Here is an 18,385-nt window from a genome sequence, read left to right as displayed (position 1 = left end):
CTAGCTCTTTTTATCTTGCTGATCACGTATACCATCACCTAGTAAATTAAAACCGAGTACCATTAATGTAATCATTGTTCCAGTGATAATGACATACCATGGAGCAGTAGCAATATAAGGTTGGGCTTCTTTTAGCATCCGACCCCAACTCGGATCTGGCGGTTGCACACCTAATCCTAAATAACTTAAACCAGCTTCTGCTAAAATCGTTCCCGAAAAACTTAATGTCGCTGCAACAAGAATCGGTGACATCACATTCGGTAAAATATGTTGAAAAATAACATGGGTCGATCCAGCACCCTTCGCTTTACTTGCTTTGACATAATCGAACTGTTTTGTTTGCATAAAACTACTACGAATAATTCGCGCAAATGTTGGAATACTCATGATGCCAAGTGCAAAGATTGTATTTTTCATCCCAGGTTCAAAAACTGTAATAAGCATGATGGCTAATAAAATGCCCGGAAAAGCCATTAAAGCATCAATAAAACGCATGCATAACTCATCAATCCAGCCACCAAAATAACCCGCACATGCCCCGATCATAAAGCCAAAAAATAAGCCAACTGAAACAGATGATAAACCGATGATAAAAGCAGTCTGTGATCCTTGCATGATTCGACTTAATATATCTCTTCCGAAATTATCCGTACCGAATGGATGCTCCAAAGATGGTTTAATGAGTCGAGCGTCGGTTTGCATCATATTCGGATCATATGGTGTATAAAATAGACTTGTAATCATTATGACAAACATCAGTAGGACTAAGCTGATACCAATCAGAAAGGGGATGCTTCTTTTATTCTTCATCTCCATCACCCCTTCAGTCGAATGCGTGGATCAATTACATTATAGAGCAAGTCCACCATAAAATTAATAAAAACAACAAGTACAGCAATATACAACACCATGGACTGAACGAGTGGGAAATCTCTTGAAGAAATCGATTGAATTAATAGACTACCTAATCCTGGAAGACTAAAGACATTTTCAATGATGATACTTCCCCCTAATGTATCAGCAATAATCATGCCGATAATCGTTAAAATCGGAATAAATGCGTTTCGTAAAATATGTCGATAAACAATCCATCGTTCACTTAATCCCTTACATTTTGCTGTACGGACATAATCCATTTTTGTTTGATCAAGTATCGTATTTCGTAAATAACGAATCATTATCGCGATATTAGATAATGCTAACGCTAATGAAGGTAAAAAGAATGACCTTAACGCTCCAAAAAAATCCTCCGACCACGGAACATAACTATACGATGGAAATAATTTAAACGTGACCGAGAACAAGAGAATAAGTATGAAGCCAAACCAAAAAGATGGAATCGCAATTCCTAGTTGAGTAAGCATTGATAAAATGGTCGACACCCATTTTCCATCTGTTCGAGCGATAAAAATCCCTAGAGGAATTCCAATTAAAGCCGTTAAAACAATCGAAACGAAAGCGAGTGAAAACGTGACTGGAATTCGGTCTAATAATATATCCAATACAGGCTGTTGATACTTGAGAGACTGACCTAAATCACCAGATAAAAGACCCGATATCCAGCTTATATACTGTTCCCACAATGATTGATCTAAACCGAGTTCTTTTTCTAGTTGAGCAATTTGCTGTTCATCGGCATCCAGCCCGAGAATAATTTGGGCTGGATTGCCTGGAAGTACTTGAAAAACACTAAAGACAATGAGAGACACAAGGGTAATGGTGACAATAAACGTAAATACTTTATAGCTGAAATATCGCAATGGGAATTCCCCTTCATTTACTCTTTAAAAAGAAGATCTTCTAAATTGAATTTTTGTATCGGATACATTTTAAATCCTTCAAGGTTCTCTCTCATTGCAATCGTTCGATCAGGGTCCATAATAAATACCGCTGCAGCTTCTTCTGTTAAGATTGTTTGTGCTTCTTTATATAACGTCGCCATTTCAGCCTCATCGGTTTCTGCAATCGCTTGTTTAATTAACGCATCGAATTGATCATTTTTAAAGTTCATAAAGTTTTTATGGTAATCACTAACATAGCGACCGAGCACTTCAAATGGGTCGAGTTTTCCAGTAAAACCAACAATCGTAGTTTCGTATTTTCTGTTATTATAAACATCTTCCAACCATGTACTAAATTCAATTTGTTTAATTTCTGTTTGAATATTAATTTGATTTAGTTGTTCAACAATCACTTGTGCCGTATCAACATGAAATTGATAGTCGGATGGAACGGTTAATTCCATTGTAAACCCATCTTCATAACCAGCTTCTTTTAGTAAGGCCTTTGCCTTTTCAACATCAGGATTGTAATAATCCTCTAAACCTTCTTCATAATAAAGTGCCATCGCCGGACTCATATTCGAACCTAATTTCGTCCCTTTTCCTTCTGCTACTGTTTCAATGATGACATCTTTATCAATGGCATAATTTATCGCCTGACGTACACGGACATCATTTAGTGGTTTGACTTCATGATTCATCGCCATTAACTGAACCATGTTCTGTGGACCGCTTACCGTTTCAACGGAATCACCTAATTGATTAAGCCCTTGTGCCGTGACACCAGGAATAACATCGATATCCCCCGCTTGCATTGCTAAAATAGAAGATTCTTGGTCTGGCATGATTTTAAACTGAACTTCATCAATTTTAGGCATTTTATCTTTTTGGTAATAATCCTCATTCTTAACTAAAATAAGTTCTTGACCAACTTTGTACTCTTTAAATTTAAATGGACCTGTCCCAATTGGTTCCGTACTTTGTTCCTCATAGTCTTGCGGTACGATAGCAGCAATGTTTCGCGCTAAAAAGGCAGAATCTCTTTCCTTTAATGTGACCACAACTTCATAATCCGATGTTGCCTCGACTGTCTCGACAATTTCAAATTTAGAAGAATGGGGCTCATTTCCATTTAATCCCGCTAACTTCGAATACGAATAAACGACATCTTCAGCTGTTAATTCAGAACCATCGTGAAAAAGGACCCCCTCATTTAACTGGAATGTATATGTTAACCCATCATCAGAGATCTTATATTCTTTAGCAAGTGCTGGAATTAACTGACCTGATTCATCTGTATCAAGTAGTCCATCAAATACATTATCCATCATGGATGACGTATCTGTTGCAGCCGATAAATAAGGATCTAAATTATCCACTTCCGTACTCATCGCTATTCGAACCGTACCGCCCTTTTTGGCCACCTCTTCTTTTGAACCTGTTTTAGATTTAGAATCATTAGAGCAACCTACCATAACAAGAGAAGCAAACACAGTGAGTAAGATAATGTTTACAATATTTCTCATTGATCAAATCCCCCTATTATTATAATGTAATGGTTAGACCTTCTTTTGCATAAGTGATTTTTTTCTTATAAAACAGCCTAACTTCTTCTCTTAAACGATTTAAGTGACCGTAATGCGGAAAGTGAGTTAAAACAACGTGTTTCACATTTGCTTGCTGTGCTATTTTTCCGACTTCATTACTTGCAAGATGCCCTTTAATAAGACCCTGTTGTTTCATATATAAACTGCATTCAATAAGCAATACATCTACTCCTTTAGCAAATTGAATGAGAGTGTCGGTATAACCTGTATCCCCTGAGTAAACAAGTGTTTGTCCCGTTCGGTTCGTAACTTTCATAGAACAACATGGAATATCGTGCACATTTTCCGAAAAAGTAACCGATAATGAACCAACTTGAATTCTATCAGTTACGTGAAGTTGTTGTATATTCAATGCTTCTGGAAAAGTAAATGGTAATGTCCTTAACTCATCAGTATAAATATAAACATCTAACGGCGTCTTTCTATTTCCTAATTGTCTTTGGACTAACATCGCATATTCTAAACAATAAATATCAGCTATATGGTCTGCATGTGTGTGACTAATAAACACCGCATCTAACTCGTTAAGTTGTACATAGTTTTGTAAACGTGACAATGCACCACTGCCGCAATCTAATACAATACGTGTATCTTCATCTTGTACTAAATAACAAGATGTCGCTTCGTTAGCACGGGGGAATGCACCCCAAAAACCGACCGTAGTTAATTTCACGTATTAACATCCCCTTATTGTTCATTCATTGAAAACGCTTAAAATATTTATTTGTCAAACATTCGTTTATTTGTGAATAGCTCTATAATAAAATGTACAACTTATTTAATTTCCCCCTATCATTCGGATTAAGCGCTTTTGATGAAATAAGAGCAAAGATATAAAATAAAATGCATATAACGTTATTATATATTGTTTTTGTTGTTTTTGTGTAAATCTCCTATATAGTCTCTGTTAAGAATAATCATTCATATATAATAAAGTATGATAACGAACGATATCCATAAAGACCTCTAATGCCTTTGTCTGAAAAGGTGATTTCGTAATCATTGAAAAAACACGTCTAAATGGTAAACCTTGTACTGGAATGATTTTTAAGTCACCATACTTTAGCTCTTTCTGTACAGCCCATTTTGATAATAATGTCAAACCTAGTCCTGCTTCAACAGCGTGTTTAATGGACTGTGTGCTACTAAAATAAACATGGTGTTTTGGTTTCACACCTATTTGTTCTAACATCATTAATGTTGCCTCACGTGTTCCTGATCCAGGTTCCCTTATGACCCAAATTTCATCTTGTAGATCCTTTTTTGTAATGGTTCTACCGGACTTGGCGAATCGATGGCTCGATGAAGAAACAATATACATATCGTCTTTAGCAAATTTCTCTTCTTGGAGTGATTGATCTTTAAAACGACCTTCAACAATTCCAACATCTAATTGATGACGATTAACCAAATCAGCAATTGTCGCTGTATTACCGATCATAATCGACGGTTCAATATCGGGATATGCTCCTTTTAATTGAGCAATAAGTTTTGGCAACACATATTCCCCAAATGTATAGCTAGCACCAATCGATAACAAGCCTTTTGTTTGATGAATTAAATCATCAATCAGATGTTGCATATTCGTATATAAGCCAAGAATTTCCTTTGCATGATGGTAAACGATATCACCTGCTTTATTTAGACGAACATATTTATTCGTCCTCTCCAATAATCGCGTTCCTATATCATTTTCAAATTGACGAATATATTGACTAACTGCTGGTTGTGTCATATGCAATTTTTCTGCTGCGCGGGTAAAGTTCTGTTCTTCAACAACAGTAACAAATACTTCTAATCGCTGATCCACACTTTCACTCTTCCTTATTTTTCTTTATTATATCATTTTACTTATTGTTATTATAACAATGATTTATTTCATTTATCTATAAAACTCCTTTATCGTATGAATGGGAGGATGGCATCAATGACACACAAAGAACAAATAAAAAAACACCCTTTATCATCAGCAACTAGTAGGTGGATAGGTGGTGTTTTGTTTACATTTTTAATTGCCCTTTTAGGCTATTTACTAACCTATATCCCTGGATTCTCTTATGTTGGTCAACTTGCATCAGCTATAATCATTGCTTTTATTTATAATCTTTTATTCGGATATCCAGAACGACTCCGAACGGGCATTACCTTTTCTTCAAAAGTACTTCTCAGACTGGCAATTATTTTGTATGGATTGCGATTAAATATTCATACTGTGCTTGGCGAAGGAGTTGGATTACTCGCTAAAGATGCGTTAGTCATTGCTTTTAGTATTTTTGTTATGATGTTTTTATCTAAACGATTAAAGGCCGATCCAACCATTTCATTACTTGCCGGTGTCGGTACAGGTGTGTGTGGAGCAGCTGCGATTGCAGCCATTGCACCTATAATTCAAGCAAAAGATAATGATACAGCTATAAGTGTTGGCATGATTGCTCTTATTGGGACATTGTTCTCGATTATTTATGTTATAATCCGACCATTTTTATCTTTATCGTCGGTCGATTATGGTATTTGGTCAGGCCTAAGTTTGCATGAATTAGCACATGTTGCTTTAGCGGCAGAACGAGCTGGGCAAGATGCTTTAGCGATGGCTCTCTTAGCAAAACTCGGACGCGTGTTTCTGCTCATCCCGCTTTCGATTATTATAATGATGCTGATAAAACGTAAAAAACAATCCCAATCTACTGATGCACAGATTACTTTTCCATTGTTTTTACTTGGGTTTATCATGATGAGTTTATTAGGAAGTTATGTTTTGGGTCATTCGATTCCTGTCAGTGATTCAATGATGAGCTTTATATATTCTGTCACAACATGGCTTTTAACAGCTGCCATGGTTGGATTAGGTTTAGGTGTTAACATGAGAGATTTACGCCATAAGGCCCTTCGCCCATTAATGGCAATGATTGTAACGAGCATTCTCTTATCAGGTTTAACGTATCTTATCGTATTTCCTTAATATTTTTGATAAGGGCTGTCTAAAGAAGACTAGTCAAAAAACATAAGGGCATGGCACCAAACAGAAGAAAACGATATTTTAGTATCAGAAACAACATATACAAATGGCATTAACATTTCAAAATTTACAGATGAAGTAAAAGGCTGGTTTCCTTCTAACACAGTAGAAGAGTTAAATATTAATGGACAAGTTGCTATTTTACATCAATCAGAATCAGGAATTTGCGAGTTACAAATCATTACAGAGAAAAAATTATTTACAGTTGCTGGGGCAGATCGAGAAACCGTTTTAAATATTGCAAAAAAGATAAACTATTAATTTTATCATCTTCCTTATAAAACAAACATAATTTGGAAAAAAAGATTGATTTAACTAAGTTGTTGAGTAAGAACATAAGTGTAAAAAATTAATAAACACATACGTTTAATAAATGCCCCTTGCAAAAAATCCTATGACATTATATAATATAAATCGATTGCATTAAATCAGATATGGGGCATTAGCTCAGTTGGGAGAGTGCCTGCATGGCATGCAGGAGGTCATCGGTTCAAGCCCGATATGCTCCATCTTAGAAGAACGCTTATACATTAATGTGTATAGGCGTTTTTTTATTTTCTCATTTGTTACTAGGAGTGTTCATTTTGAATCAAAAGCTCATGTTATAAACATCTAATAATGATTAAAAAATAGGACTTTATTCTCTTGAGTTATTTAAAATTTTAGTATATTATACAATTATCGTTCTACTTTTGATAATTCCGCCATACATATTTATTTTGAGGAGAAATATCCCCCTAACACTTGATTGCAAATGTTGTCTTGTTATTTACTTAAATGATATACATGATTCAAAAACATTTGGTATATCAATTTTCATCCTTAATATAAATAATGGTAGAGTGTAATAAAGAAGGAGGTCATCATAATGATTATTTGTTCCAATTGTAATCATCAACAACAAGCTGGATCAAATTGTGAAAATTGTGGTCAGCCGATTCAGGGAATAAGTCACACCCAAGAACAACATACACAAGCCCCGAATGAGAATACCCACACCAACAAACCTAACGAAGTTGCAGCAACAGTCACCAATCAAAAAACAGACTCATCTTCTAATGAAACATTAGATAATATTAAGAAGGGCCTAGGATCCTATTGGAAGTTCTTTGTAGAACTACTAAAAAATCCAACGAAATCCCTTCAACTACATGACAAACATCTCGTATTTAGTATTGTAAGTATCTCCCTTTTTGTTCTAACTCTTTCATTAGGATATTACTTTACAATGAATACGACTATGGGAGGACTTTTTGGAGAATTAGAAGACATGCTAGGAAGCTTTGGCGGCTATGATTATGGATATTCTGGAGCTGGAGAGTTTTTTAATATTGTCCTTAAAATGATTCTCGTTGGTGCTATCGCATTTGGTATCTCTTATGGAAGTTTACTCATCGTATTTAAGGTCGCTAAACTGGAATTAAATCCTAAACAGTTGTTTATCCAGTTTAGTAGTTTATCGATACCGTTTCTCGTGTTAAATATTGTTGTTATTCTTCTAGGTGCTTTATCTGTAGGTATGCTTGCTAATTCATTATTAGGCGGAACCGTGCAATTATATTTATCATTAGTACCTGCCTTATTAGTTTACGACAAACTAACCAGTCATCCGCAACGAATCTATTATGGTGTTGGAACAGCGTTTTTAATTGGTACCATTAACATTCTTATCAATAGTTTGTTACTTAGTCAATTAGGATTATCGACAAGCCTTTTCTAAAATATTAAAAAAACCACCATCCTTTAAAAAGAATGGTGGTTTTTTTCTTTGACGGATATCATGTTAAATTCTAAGCATCGATTTCTTTCTTTTTAAAGACAACAATGGTGATAAATGCAGTAACAAGAAACCAAATTGTCATGATACCTAGATGCGGCCATACATCTGCTAAACCAGACCCCGCTTGTACTTTTGAAGCTAAGTCAATGAGTTGCATGTTCGGTAGGTATTCCGCTACGCTTAAAAATGGATATTTATCAATAAGTGATTCGATCAAAGAGCCGAATCCAAACAAGAACACGACAGGCATAATAATCACAGATGCTTCTACAACGGTCCTTGCTAATAAACCAAACAATGTCCCTAATGCGAGATAAAATAAAGTAGAAACAATCATTCCAACAGCAACTAAGACAATATTTTCCGGATTGTACTCCATAAATAAGCAGGATACAATAATCGTCACTGCAGTTAATGAGAAAGCAACTAAACTTTTTCCACTAAAAATTTCCACAACTGTGGCAGGTGATAACATCAATCCACGTAATGTGTTCTTCTCTTTCTCCTCAGCAATTATGGCACATTGAATAAATGTAGCTGTCATTGTAAAAGCAAGATTAATAACAAGATAATAGGCATCTATGGAAAGTTCATCAGCCATTCTTCCATATATCGCTGCCAACACTAACGGCATTAGAATCGATGTGGAAACATACATATTCTTCGATAAATCCTTCAAATCCTTATTAAATATAGCCATCACACGCTTCATTGAAAAAGTCATACAAGTTCCCTCCCTGTCATTTCAACAAAAATATCTCCTAATGTTGGTTCATTCGTATGGATAGACACTACTTGATCCGCCTGCATATAATCATATAATGTCTGTGCTCCTTCAGGCCCTCCTGGTAATAATAGCTCGCGTCCATCCTTTAGTAAGACTTGTAAGGAAGCATCTGAAAACTGATGACGCAGTTTTTTTGGTTCGTCAAGTAGCTGGATTTTACCTTTATGCAGAAATGCTACACGATCACATAATATCTCCGCTTCATGCATATCATGAGTTGTTAAAAAGATGGTTGTACCTTTCTTCGTCAACTCACGAAGGCCATCATGAATATGCTTAGAATTTGCTGGATCTAGTGCGGATGTTGGTTCATCTAAAAACAGTAGCTCTGGTTCATGTAAGAATGCTCTTGCTAACTGTACCCTTTGTTTCATCCCTTTAGACAGTTTTGAAACAACCTTTTTCTGCTCATTCCCTAAGTTCACCATTTCTAACACTTCATTTATTCGTTTTGCAGGTACATCATAAAGGTCACAAAATAATTTTAAGTTATCATAAATCGATAAACGATCATAAAGGCCACTATTATCTGTTACAACACCAAATTTCTTCCGATATTGTGGTTTATTTAATAGAGCAGCAGGCTGATCAAATACATATGCTTCTCCTGAAGTAGCTATTAATTGCCCGGTTAGAATTTTAATCGTTGTCGTTTTTCCGGAACCACTTGGTCCTAAAAATCCAAATGTTTCCCCTTTGTTTACTTCAAAATGAACATCTTCTAATGCGGGTTGATTGCCAAAAATTTTTGCTAATGACTTCACTTTAATCATTTGTTCCACCATTTTTCCTCCTCGTGATTTCCATCTGCTTGTAAATCTAGAATAGAGGAAAAACGTTGATTTGGCAGCATGTTTTCCATGAATGGAGCATTTTCCAGGATGATTGGAGCTTATTTTAGGCCCAACATTTCTTTTAATTGAGCCATTTTTGCCTTTGATAACGGTATAGAAGATTTCGCTTGATCATCTAAAATTAAATTAAAACTATTTCTCGTCCACGTGATCACTTCACGAACTTTTTGCAAATTAATAATGTATGAACGATGACATCGGAAAAAACCAAAATATTTTAACCGTTCCTCTAATTCATTTAACGTAAACGTCGTTGGAAAAGCTTCTCCTTTTATAAATAAATGTGCCTGTCCATCTTTACTCTCTATATAATCAATTTCAGGAGGGTCAAATAAAACAATTTTGTCATTCACTTTTGTCGGAATCTTATTAAATTCAAATGCTTGTTCAAGACTTTCTTCTGGTTCAGTTACTTCTTTTTCTGTTTCTTCAGTTTCATCCTTACCTATTTCTATTTGATGGAGACCATTCTCATCTAAACGATACACGTTATCTGCCACCGTGATGGCATTTTCCATATTCCCAGTCAAAATTATAATTGCCTTTTGATTTTGTTTTAATGTGTCAGTGATGGTAGAGAAAACACGCTTCGTCTCTAAGTCAACATTTAAATCAGCTTCTTCAAATATATAAAGTGCGGCATCTTGAAGCAACATCCGCGCAAATTGAATGCGTCTTCGTTCAGAAAAAGTTAATTTACTAATCTTTTTATACTTTTTCTCTTCTAACTGGGTCAATTGTAAAATATAATCAAACGTTTGTTTAGATTGATAAAGATCTCGATAAAACTTCATACAATCAATTACAGTCAACCGTTCATAGATCCCTTCATCAAAAAAACAAACAGCAATTTGTGATAAATAATGACGTTTATTTGCCACTATACTTTCATGATTGACAAAAATCTTCCCAGGTGCAACCGAAGTTTTGCCAATCAACATTTTTATTAGCGCATGACGGACATTTAAACTTGAATAAATGGCTGTGATATGTTGCTTATATATTTTTAGATCAAATGGAGGAAACAATGTTGTATCCTTATCATGTTTCGCTACATTTTCAATCGATAATACTTCCATAAAATCACCTTTCTAATGAAACTTTTCTCTTATTTCATCTTACTTGAATATACATCACTTTGTAATAAATATCTTGATTAACTTTTTGTTAAACGATGTCTAATAAAGGCTGAATGATGTATTTTTGACGTTCAATTAAGTTTTTATTTCGTCTATATCACTCACTGTTTTATACCCTTACACTGATACATTTGTTAATTAAGCATAGATATATGAAAATAAGAAAATGACAAAAGCGCTTTCATATGGTACGCTAAAAGTAATTGAATAAAAATATTAAATGCTACTAGGGGTGCCCTAATATTTGGGGGCTGAGAGGAAAACCGTTGTTTTCTAACTCTTATGGACCTGATCTGGTTAATACCAGCGGAGGGAAGTAGTCAGACAGCCTATGTCTATCTATTTCGACATTCGTATTATATCAGCCAGGTTCATGACGATGAATCCTGGCTTTTTTGTTATTCACAATGAAAGGAGTGATATTATGCATCAGCGTACAAGATTAATTACAATGATGGCGATTTTGATAGCTATTGGCGTTCTAGGTTCGCAATTTCTTTGGTTTCCGGCAGGGATTGCTAAAGCATACCCTGTTCAACATGCCGTAAACGTGATAGCAGCAGTTATGTTAGGTCCTATACCAGCAATAACAATTGCCTTTATGATTGGCCTTATCAGAAATTTATTTGGTCTTGGGACATTACTTGCCTTTCCAGGCGGTATGATTGGGGCACTGCTAGCAGGGTATTTCTATCAAAAAACAAACAAAATAAGCTGGGCTGCTTTCGGTGAAGCATTCGGTACAGGTATCATTGCTTCACTGTTTGCTATTCCGTTTGCCAAATTATTTATGGGAGCGGCTTTTGGAGCACTCTTCTTTTTCCCATCTTTCTTAACGAGTAGTATATCTGGAGCGTTGATTGGTTTATTTATTGTTTCACGTATGAAATCTACTCAGCAATTGAAATCATTTCATTTAAAATAACATTATCTTAGGAGGCATCAATCTATGAAACAAGTTAAATGTGCATTGACGATCGCTGGGACAGATCCAAGTGGTGGAGCAGGCATTCACGCCGATTTAAAAACATTCCAAGAACTTAAAGCATATGGGATGTCAGTGATCACATCTGTTGTGGCACAAAATACAACCGGAGTTCAAGCCGTTCACCATATTCCATTAGATATGATTGAAAAACAACTCGATTCAGTTATTAATGATATGCCAATCCACGCCTTCAAAACAGGTATGATTGCTCATATTGATATGATGCAAGTCATTAAGAAAAAGATAGAGTCGCTAAATGTACCATATGTCATGGACCCTGTCATGGTTGCGGCTAGTGGTGATCCATTAATTGCTAGAGAATCACAGCAATATTTACGAGATGAATTATTACCATTAACTTATGTTGTTACACCTAATATACCAGAAGCAGAAGTGATAACAGGAATGGCCATTCAAACTGAAGATGATATGAAACAAGCAGCAAAGTTGATTGTAAACACATATGGTGCACATGCAGCTCTCGTTAAGGGAGGACATTTTTCCGGTGATGCAACGGATTTCTTATATGATGGTGAACAAATCCATCGATTGACGACGAAGCGAATCGATACGAAAAATTCACACGGCACAGGCTGTACGTTATCAGCCGCCATTACCGCTTATTTAGCGCAAGGAGAAAATCTTGTCAATGCAGTTATCAAAGCGAAAGATTATATTACACAAGCTATTCGATATTCCTTTGATTTAGGAAGTGGAAGTGGCCCAACGAATCACTGGGCACCAAGAATGAATGAGGTGACACAAATTGAATCCAAAAATCATTGACAAAGTACGTGAAAAAAATCCATTAGTTCATAATCTCATTAATTATGTCGTTATGAATTTTGCGGCTAACGGCATTCTTGCTTTTGGTGGGAGTCCTGTCATGGCTATGGCTGAAAAAGAAGCTGAAGATATGGCTAAATCAGCCGGTGCTGTACTCCTTAATGTTGGTACATTATCAAGTGAAGATATATCTAGTATGATCCTCGCTGGACGGACTGCTAATAAGCACCATATTCCAGTTGTCCTCGATCCAGTCGGCGTAGCGGCTACACCCTATCGAAGTCATGTGATTACAAATATGTTAAAGAAAGTTAAACCAACAGTCATTAAAGGTAATGCCGGAGAAATTGCTCATCTTGTTGATATTCCCTGGGAAGTCAAAGGGGTCGATTCAGTTGGCGATGGGGATTTAGAAGAAGTCGCTATAAAAGCTGCACAAAAATATCAAACAAATATTGTGATTACAGGTGAGACAGATGTTATTTGTACTGGCAAAAAAGTCATTCAAAATACAACAGGACATCCTTATTTAGCACAAGTAACTGGGGGCGGATGTTTATTAGGCTCAATTATTGCTTGTTGTCTAGCGACAGATGATGCTATTGAAGATCAATTAGCCACGGCTGTTACATTTTACGGATTAGCAGCTGAATATGCTGCTTCCCAAAAAGCTGTCACTGGGCCTGGAACGTTTAAAGCGCACTTTATTGATGCACTCTCATTTCCGGTACAGAAATTGAAAGGATGATAATTGATGATATTAAAACAATGTCTACGTAAATATTTCATCATGGGGAGTCAGGATTGTGGCAAACGAAAGCCAGAAAATATTTTAATTGAAGCGATTAATAGTGGTATCACCATTTTTCAATATCGTGAAAAAGGTAAAGGAAGCTTATCGGAAAAAGAACAATTAGAACTAGGTAAACGATTGCGCGATATTTGCTTACAACATGACATTCCTTTTATCGTCAATGATAACGTAACACTAGTCGAACCACTTAATGCAGATGGCGTTCATGTCGGACAAAATGATACACCTGTTAGTATCGTCCGTGACATGTTTCCAGACAAAATAATCGGTCTATCCATATCAAATCAAGCTGAACTTGAACAGAGTTCCTTGGAATATGTTGATTATGTTGGAGCTGGGCCTGTTTTTCAAACAATGACAAAGCCCGATAAAACTCCTGTAGGCCTTAAATGGATTGAAACACTTCGGCATCAGCATCCAGAATTACCTTTCGTTGGAATCGGTGGTATTACGTCTAGTAATGCAACAAAGGTATTACAAGCTGGAGCCGATGGTGTTGCCGTCATTTCAGCAATTACTAAAGCAAATGACATTAAATCTGTCATTAATAAATTGTAATTTTCATGAAAACGTATATGTCAAACTAAGACATATACGTTTTTTCATTGTTTTGCGTTATATTTTGATGAATATTCGAAAAAATATACCTTGTAGTGATAATAGGTGGCGTATACGACCGTTTATGAACGTATACATGAGATTAGTACGTCATCCACCATTTGTAAGTAAAAATGGCTCATTATACGATTAATATAGGCCACAATTAAGGAGGTCTCGAGATCTATATTCTATTTTTCTGTGCACCGTATGAATAGCAATCCTATACATTTTTTTCAACTAAACAAAATCATGGAGGTTATCATTTTATGAAGAGTTTTAACAAATTGTTATTCATGGTGCTTTCTATTAGTCTTACAATTTTTATTGGAGCATGTAGTTCTGAAAGTGAACAAAACAAAGAAATGATTGTTTTTGCTGATAATGGTTGGGACAGTTTAAAATTCCATAATGAAGTAGCAGGCTTTATTATCGAACATGGTTATGGTTACCCGACCGAGAACCGTACAGGTTCAACAGCAGCCGTCCTAACTGGTATTGAAAAAGAAGAAATAGATGTGCATATGGAAATATGGACAACAAATCTAGGTGATATGTATGATGATCGCATTGAGAGCGGCGATTTTATAAAGCTTTCAGTGAACTTTGATGATAATTTTCAAGGATTATACGTTCCAACATATGTCATTGAAGGCGATGCTGAGCGTGGTATTGAACCAATGGCACCCGACCTTAAATATATTACTGACCTACCTGATTACTGGGGGATATTTCAAGATCCTGAAGATAAAGGAAAGGGGCGAATTATTGGCTCAATTTCCGGTTGGACAGTCGATGAAATACTATATGATGGATTAAAAGAATATGGAGTGGATGAAACATATAACTATTTTCGCCCCGGTTCAGAATCAGGAATAAATATTTCTTTAGCTGATGCTTACGAAAATGGTGAACCGTGGATCGGCTATAATTACGAACCTAATTGGGTGATGGGGAAATATGATATGACTCCAATTATAGAAAAAGATGACAATGGACCCCTAGCAAGTATTGGTCCACAGGATATCGATATTATCTCAAATAAAAGTTTACCCGAACGTGCGCCCGAAGTCGTCGAATTTCTAAAAAACTATCAAACATCTAGTGAAATCGCTAATGACGCGCTCCGTTATATACAAGATGAAAAGGCTTCTGCTGAAGAAGCGGCGATCAAATTTTTAGAAGAACGGGAAGATGTGTGGTTAGATTGGGTTCCTAAGGATATTGCTGAAAAAGTAATAGAGGCACTCTAAACATGCTGCTTTATGACCAATACCGGGAATAGCGCCCATTTCTCCGCAAATGAGTCCCTTCCTAGACGCTTTACCCATATATTAAAGCGAGAGACTCATGAGGAGGGCGTAAAACATGAATCATTATTTTAACCAACCACCATATGAAATGAATGACGATGAAAGGACATTTCCAGGATTTGGTCCCCCAGGAAGACCACCTATGTTCCCTGGTGGTGGGCCACCATTTTTTGGACCAGGAGGACCACCATCCTTTGGACCAGGAGGGCCACCACAAGCAGGAGGACCGCCGAGTACACCACCACCGTCATTTCAGCCTGAACAACCACAGTTTCAACTATTTGCCGTTGATCCTGGAGCCATTCAACGGTGCTTGTTCCGCTTCACCTTTATTTGGTTAGACAATGGGCGTTCATTCTGGTACTTCCCTACCTTCGTAGGACGTCGTTCAGTCGCAGGATTTCGTTGGTCGGGCTTTAGGTGGGTTTATTTTGGTATTGATTTAAACCGTATTGATTCATTCCAATGTTTTTAAAGTAAAATGTGCTCGGTTTCATACGATACCGAGCACATTTTCATTCATAATTATTCAATTTTTTTTAACTGGAGAACGTATTACATATTCATTCATACCTATAGTGAATGTCCGTATTTATAAAATTATTCATTGATAATTTGATCAACGGTTGCTTCAACTTCTTGGCGTGTCATCTTCTCATGACCACTTTTTAATGCTTTGAGTGTCTTTTTCGCTAATGCAAGTGGGATTTTACAGAAAAGGAGAATGTTTTTCGTTTGAATATCTTTCATATACATATCTGCTTTTTTTAGATTTTCCCCAGCATATTGAAACATGTCTTCCTTTGTCCAATTATCAGGGAAAAACTGAACGCCACGCTCGGCATCTTCATCAATATTACGTAAGACGTTCACTGCTTGTAGGCCTCTTCCATAGCCAATCGCAAGATCACGATTCGTTTGTGTACCGTCATATCGTTTCCAAATATCAGATAACATGACTCCAACTAAACCCGCAACATAATACGTATATTCATCCAAATCTTCTGCTGTTTGCACATGCCAGTCTTTCTGTACCCATTTTGCCATTCCAGTTGCCATTTCACTTGTGTATGCTTTAACAAGATCGACCATATCTTCAGGGCAAAAGTCAAGCCAATCACCTAGCCTTATCGTGACTTCTGGCAACATTTCAGCATGTGGGGCTATTAAGGATTCATATGCTTTTTTATTAAATGATGGTTCTGCTAATAACCGGCTTATTTCTCGTAATAATTGCTGTTTCGTCATAGTTTCTAATTGCACGTGATCTTCAATTTCGTCTATGGCGCGCATGCATAAATAAGCAGATCCAACTGTTTTCCTTAGTTTTGTTTTCAATAATTTTATTGGGATATAAAACGTTCGGCTTGTCTCTTTTAAAACACGCATTGCATCTCGATTTAATTGCTTTGCTTCCATCACCAATGAGGTTCCTCCTTTAATATATAACGAGGTATCTCAAGTATAACAGAAGTGAAAAGGTTTTTCTTATACAATCCATTACATGCACTTACATTTTAATTGTTTATTGTATTAGACTACAGAAACGCATTATGATAATGTTACATAACGGACGTATTAATCAAGCAGTCTGTGGATGGGAACTTTGGAAGTGAAAAACCCTTTCTACTTACCGATATCTTTCGGACTATTTGTCTCATCTCAACACCTGACATAGCGTTCATTGATTTTAGAAATAGTATACAGAAAGGAATGAGACAATGGATAAACGTGTTTACTTCTTAATGATTGTATCGTTCATCATTGGTATGGTTGAATTGATTATCGGTGGAATCTTAGACTTAATTGCTACTGATTTACAAGTAAGTTTAGGAAAAGCCGGTTTTTTAATTACTATATTTTCATTAATTTTTGCTATTGCGGGGCCTATTTTACTCATCGTTACTGCAAATATTGAGCGAAAGCGGTTAACACTCATTTCTTTATACATCTTTTTGATTGGAAATATTGTTACGGTCGTTAGTTCTTCCTACTCAATCGTTTTTCTTGGAAGAGTGATTACAGCAACAAGTGGTGCATTATTAATCATTTTATGTTTAGTTATGGCTCCACGATTAGTCGAAGAAAAGTATCGTGGGCGTGCAATTGGCCTTGTATCGATGGGAGTAAGTGCTTCTCTCGTATTAGGTGTGCCGCTTGGAATGACTCTTGGGCATTCACTCGGTTGGCGAGCCCCTTTTGTATTAGTATGCCTTTTAACAGCATTATCAATTATCGGTGTGCATTTCTTTATGAATCGCGTACAACCAAAGCCGTCCATTCCGCTAAAACAACAACTCGCTACTTTAAAAAACAAAAAAATCCTATTCGCTCACTTTACAACATTTTTATTCTTAGCAGGACATACAACCATTTATGCCTATTTAAATCCATTTCTACAGGAGACAATGGGTATAGGAGGTAATTGGATTAGTATCATATACTTTATCTTTGGAATAGCAGCTGTAAGTGGTGGTGGTTTGGGAGGAACATTATCTGATCTGTTCGGAACAAAAAAGACTATTTTATCCGTTATTGTTATCTTTGCAGCAGCTATCTTTTTAATTCCAGCTTCAACATCTTGGATGCCCGTTTTTCTAGTCATTTTAATTACTTGGGGAGTCATGAGTTGGGCCATTTCGCCAGCAATGCAAAGTTACTTGATTGAAACATCACCCGAAACATCAGATATACAACAAAGTCTGAATAACTCTTCACTGCATTTCGGAATTGCTTTCGGTTCCTTTATTGGCGGAGTCGTAATAGAGAACACTTCAGTGGTACACAATGCGACTGTCGGTGGCATTTTAGTTATTGTTTCGCTCTTAACTGCGATTATTTCCATGTCAACTCAAGCAGCACTTAACAAATAACATTCGCTCTTTTAATCGCTAGCAATTTCTTTTATAATGAAAGGAATATG

The 18,385-nt window shown here is 36.2% G+C and carries 18 protein-coding genes, 1 tRNA gene and 1 riboswitch; of the genes, 10 read left to right on the top strand and 9 right to left on the bottom strand.

The window, feature by feature from the left end; all coding sequences use genetic code 11:
- The 5 genes from VIG73_RS06360 to VIG73_RS06340 form a co-directional block, all read right to left on the bottom strand.
- Window positions 1-810 carry an ABC transporter permease gene (locus VIG73_RS06360; RefSeq protein ID WP_331640122.1) on the bottom strand — a complete coding sequence of 270 codons (810 nt, stop codon included), beginning with the start codon at window positions 808-810 and terminating at the stop codon, window positions 1-3.
- A gap of 5 nt (window positions 811-815) precedes the next feature.
- Window positions 816-1,760 (bottom strand): ABC transporter permease, encoded by a 945-nt coding sequence (locus tag VIG73_RS06355; protein WP_331640120.1) that lies wholly within the window; start codon window positions 1,758-1,760, stop codon window positions 816-818.
- Window positions 1,761-1,777: 17 nt separating this feature from the next.
- On the bottom strand, window positions 1,778-3,307 hold the full coding sequence (locus tag VIG73_RS06350; RefSeq protein ID WP_331640118.1) for an ABC transporter substrate-binding protein: 1,530 nt from the start codon (window positions 3,305-3,307) through the stop codon (window positions 1,778-1,780).
- 19 nt (window positions 3,308-3,326) lie between these two features.
- Window positions 3,327-4,061, bottom strand: coding sequence for an MBL fold metallo-hydrolase (locus VIG73_RS06345; RefSeq protein WP_331640116.1), 735 nt, complete (start codon window positions 4,059-4,061; stop codon window positions 3,327-3,329).
- Between the two features lie 234 nt (window positions 4,062-4,295).
- Window positions 4,296-5,198 carry a LysR family transcriptional regulator gene (locus VIG73_RS06340; protein WP_331640114.1) on the bottom strand — a complete coding sequence of 301 codons (903 nt, stop codon included), beginning with the start codon at window positions 5,196-5,198 and terminating at the stop codon, window positions 4,296-4,298.
- A 117-nt stretch (window positions 5,199-5,315) separates the two neighbouring features.
- Between VIG73_RS06340 and VIG73_RS06335 the strand changes: the two genes are divergently transcribed.
- From VIG73_RS06335 to VIG73_RS06325, 3 genes are all read left to right on the top strand, one after another.
- On the top strand, window positions 5,316-6,347 hold the full coding sequence (locus VIG73_RS06335; protein ID WP_331640112.1) for a YeiH family protein: 1,032 nt from the start codon (window positions 5,316-5,318) through the stop codon (window positions 6,345-6,347).
- 493 nt (window positions 6,348-6,840) lie between these two features.
- Window positions 6,841-6,913, top strand: a tRNA-Ala gene (locus tag VIG73_RS06330).
- Between the two features lie 359 nt (window positions 6,914-7,272).
- Entirely contained in the window at window positions 7,273-8,124 is an 852-nt protein-coding gene (locus tag VIG73_RS06325; RefSeq protein ID WP_331640110.1) for a hypothetical protein, read from the top strand.
- 70 nt (window positions 8,125-8,194) lie between these two features.
- On the opposite strand, the gene VIG73_RS06320 is transcribed toward VIG73_RS06325, so the two are convergent.
- The 3 genes from VIG73_RS06320 to VIG73_RS06310 all read right to left on the bottom strand — a co-directional run bounded on the left by VIG73_RS06320 (window position 8,195) and on the right by VIG73_RS06310 (window position 10,904).
- Complete coding sequence (locus VIG73_RS06320) at window positions 8,195-8,908, bottom strand: ABC transporter permease (RefSeq protein WP_331640108.1); 714 nt, start codon at window positions 8,906-8,908, stop codon at window positions 8,195-8,197.
- Entirely contained in the window at window positions 8,905-9,753 is an 849-nt protein-coding gene (locus VIG73_RS06315) for an ABC transporter ATP-binding protein (protein ID WP_331640106.1), read from the bottom strand. Before VIG73_RS06315 ends, VIG73_RS06320 begins: the two co-directional genes overlap by 4 nt.
- Window positions 9,754-9,863: 110 nt before the next feature.
- The gene (locus tag VIG73_RS06310) at window positions 9,864-10,904 is read right to left on the bottom strand and encodes a LytTR family transcriptional regulator DNA-binding domain-containing protein (protein WP_331640104.1); all 1,041 of its coding nucleotides are present in this window, start codon (window positions 10,902-10,904) and stop codon (window positions 9,864-9,866) included.
- Window positions 10,905-11,182: 278 nt separating this feature from the next.
- Window positions 11,183-11,296: riboswitch (TPP riboswitch) on the top strand.
- A gap of 92 nt (window positions 11,297-11,388) precedes the next feature.
- Here VIG73_RS06310 and thiW point away from each other — a divergent pair.
- The 6 genes from thiW to VIG73_RS06280 all read left to right on the top strand — a co-directional run bounded on the left by thiW (window position 11,389) and on the right by VIG73_RS06280 (window position 15,937).
- Window positions 11,389-11,889, top strand: coding sequence for an energy coupling factor transporter S component ThiW (gene thiW / locus VIG73_RS06305; RefSeq protein WP_331640102.1), 501 nt, complete (start codon window positions 11,389-11,391; stop codon window positions 11,887-11,889).
- Between the two features lie 24 nt (window positions 11,890-11,913).
- Window positions 11,914-12,738: a bifunctional hydroxymethylpyrimidine kinase/phosphomethylpyrimidine kinase gene (gene thiD, locus VIG73_RS06300; RefSeq protein ID WP_331640100.1), complete on the top strand. Its 825-nt coding sequence runs from the start codon at window positions 11,914-11,916 to the stop codon at window positions 12,736-12,738.
- Window positions 12,719-13,486 carry a hydroxyethylthiazole kinase gene (gene thiM, locus VIG73_RS06295; RefSeq protein WP_331640098.1) on the top strand — a complete coding sequence of 256 codons (768 nt, stop codon included), beginning with the start codon at window positions 12,719-12,721 and terminating at the stop codon, window positions 13,484-13,486. Before thiD ends, thiM begins: the two co-directional genes overlap by 20 nt.
- A gap of 6 nt (window positions 13,487-13,492) precedes the next feature.
- Entirely contained in the window at window positions 13,493-14,110 is a 618-nt protein-coding gene (thiE, locus tag VIG73_RS06290) for a thiamine phosphate synthase (RefSeq protein WP_331640096.1), read from the top strand.
- A 308-nt stretch (window positions 14,111-14,418) separates the two neighbouring features.
- The gene (locus VIG73_RS06285) at window positions 14,419-15,402 is read left to right on the top strand and encodes an ABC transporter substrate-binding protein (protein WP_331640094.1); all 984 of its coding nucleotides are present in this window, start codon (window positions 14,419-14,421) and stop codon (window positions 15,400-15,402) included.
- A 115-nt stretch (window positions 15,403-15,517) separates the two neighbouring features.
- A complete protein-coding gene (locus tag VIG73_RS06280; protein WP_331640092.1) occupies window positions 15,518-15,937 on the top strand; it encodes a transporter in 420 nt (139 codons plus the stop codon).
- A 125-nt stretch (window positions 15,938-16,062) separates the two neighbouring features.
- Here the strand turns inward: VIG73_RS06280 and VIG73_RS06275 are convergent, their stop codons facing one another.
- Window positions 16,063-16,881 carry a phytoene/squalene synthase family protein gene (locus tag VIG73_RS06275; protein WP_331640391.1) on the bottom strand — a complete coding sequence of 273 codons (819 nt, stop codon included), beginning with the start codon at window positions 16,879-16,881 and terminating at the stop codon, window positions 16,063-16,065.
- Window positions 16,882-17,183: 302 nt separating this feature from the next.
- On the opposite strand from VIG73_RS06275, the gene VIG73_RS06270 reads away from it, so the two are divergent.
- On the top strand, window positions 17,184-18,335 hold the full coding sequence (locus VIG73_RS06270; protein ID WP_331640090.1) for an MFS transporter: 1,152 nt from the start codon (window positions 17,184-17,186) through the stop codon (window positions 18,333-18,335).
- Window positions 18,336-18,385 lie beyond the last annotated feature (50 nt).

This window comes from Cerasibacillus sp., assembly GCF_036516575.1.
In the GTDB taxonomy this organism is placed as follows: domain Bacteria; phylum Bacillota; class Bacilli; order Bacillales; family Amphibacillaceae; genus Cerasibacillus.
The sequence above is the reverse complement of the archived record's forward strand: the minus strand, read 5'-3'. Positions and strand labels throughout refer to the sequence as shown.

Bases quoted from the DNA above. Each gene is read 5' to 3' on its own strand.
- VIG73_RS06360 (WP_331640122.1), bottom strand. From the start codon at position 810: ATGAAGAATAAAAGAAGCATCCCCTTTCTGATTGGTATCAGCTTAGTC.
- VIG73_RS06350 (WP_331640118.1), bottom strand. From the start codon at position 3,307: ATGAGAAATATTGTAAACATTATCTTACTCACTGTGTTTGCTTCTCTT.
- VIG73_RS06335 (WP_331640112.1), top strand. From the start codon at position 5,316: ATGACACACAAAGAACAAATAAAAAAACACCCTTTATCATCAGCAACT.
- VIG73_RS06325 (WP_331640110.1), top strand. From the start codon at position 7,273: ATGATTATTTGTTCCAATTGTAATCATCAACAACAAGCTGGATCAAAT.
- VIG73_RS06320 (WP_331640108.1), bottom strand. From the start codon at position 8,908: ATGACTTTTTCAATGAAGCGTGTGATGGCTATATTTAATAAGGATTTG.
- VIG73_RS06310 (WP_331640104.1), bottom strand. From the start codon at position 10,904: ATGGAAGTATTATCGATTGAAAATGTAGCGAAACATGATAAGGATACA.
- thiW (WP_331640102.1), top strand. From the start codon at position 11,389: ATGCATCAGCGTACAAGATTAATTACAATGATGGCGATTTTGATAGCT.
- thiD (WP_331640100.1), top strand. From the start codon at position 11,914: ATGAAACAAGTTAAATGTGCATTGACGATCGCTGGGACAGATCCAAGT.
- thiE (WP_331640096.1), top strand. From the start codon at position 13,493: ATGATATTAAAACAATGTCTACGTAAATATTTCATCATGGGGAGTCAG.
- VIG73_RS06285 (WP_331640094.1), top strand. From the start codon at position 14,419: ATGAAGAGTTTTAACAAATTGTTATTCATGGTGCTTTCTATTAGTCTT.
- VIG73_RS06280 (WP_331640092.1), top strand. From the start codon at position 15,518: ATGAATCATTATTTTAACCAACCACCATATGAAATGAATGACGATGAA.
- VIG73_RS06275 (WP_331640391.1), bottom strand. From the start codon at position 16,881: ATGGAAGCAAAGCAATTAAATCGAGATGCAATGCGTGTTTTAAAAGAG.
- VIG73_RS06270 (WP_331640090.1), top strand. From the start codon at position 17,184: ATGGATAAACGTGTTTACTTCTTAATGATTGTATCGTTCATCATTGGT.